The organism is Oleiphilus sp. HI0117, from assembly GCF_001635235.1.
In genome coordinates this window covers 1-899 of record NZ_LWGA01001166.1, presented here as the reverse complement: position 1 = coordinate 899, position 899 = coordinate 1, and the positions used below count along the sequence as shown (strand labels likewise).

General features: G+C 47.1%; 1 protein-coding gene and 1 pseudogene. One reads left to right on the top strand and one right to left on the bottom strand.

Features of this window, described 5'->3' with window-relative positions; genetic code table 11:
- On the bottom strand, positions 1 to 609 hold a 609-nt coding region (locus A3757_RS20675), incomplete at its 3' end, for a response regulator (protein WP_156499801.1).
- A gap of 42 nt (positions 610 to 651) precedes the next feature.
- On the opposite strand from A3757_RS20675, the pseudogene A3757_RS25875 reads away from it, so the two are divergent.
- A pseudogene (locus A3757_RS25875) lies at positions 652 to 899 on the top strand (IS21 family transposase); the annotation flags it as partial.

Sequence of the window (899 nt, the reverse complement as noted above, 5' to 3'; positions counted from 1 at the left end):
GACTTCCTCGACTTCCTCGACTTCCTCGACTTCCTCGACTTCCTCGACTTCCTCGACTTCCTCGACTTCCTCGACTTCCTCGACTTCCTCGACTTCCTCGACTTCCTCGACTTCAGTCGACAGCTCCTGACTTATTCTGCTTTCCTCTGGCGCAGAGGCAGTTTGTACCTGCTCGATTGGTTCCGAAAGGTGCTGTTCCTGAGGGCATAGCGCTTGATTTTGCTTTTGTCTGATGCCTTTGACATGTTTGAGAATGGCAGAAAAGAGCTCATTGTCATTGACGGGCTTGGTCACGTAGTCATTCATGCCCGAGGCAAGACATTTTGCTTTGTCTTCTGCCATGGCATTTGCGGTCATCGCGATGATAGGGATCTTCTGATTGCTTTCCCGTATCTTTTCGGTAGCTTGGCAGCCATCCATTAAAGGCATTTGCATGTCCATTAATATGAAATCGAAATTGCCTTTTATGGCTTTCTCGTAGCCTTCTTCACCATTGTTGGCAAGGGATACCCGGATGCCTTGTTTAACAATAATTTCCTTCCCTAGCTGTTGATTTGCACCCAAAACTGACCCACTAAAGCCATATATTTGCATCGAATTTTGACCCACGTATAAACCTATCCCTGCTTCAGCAAAGCAGGAGAAAATGGAGTGATAGACGTGGCTCTACTAAGCGTAATTCGACGCTCGCATATTCGGGAGGGACAATCGATTCGATCGATTGCTCGGAAGACCGGATTGTCACGAATTACTGTTCGTAAATACCTCAATAATAGAAATTTAGACCCAAGCTACCCTGCAAGGAAGTCGCCGAGTAAGCTGGATGACTACGAGAAGACCTTAACCTGCTGGCTTCACCGTGAGGTGAAAAAGCATCGAAAGCAGCGTAAGTCAGTCAA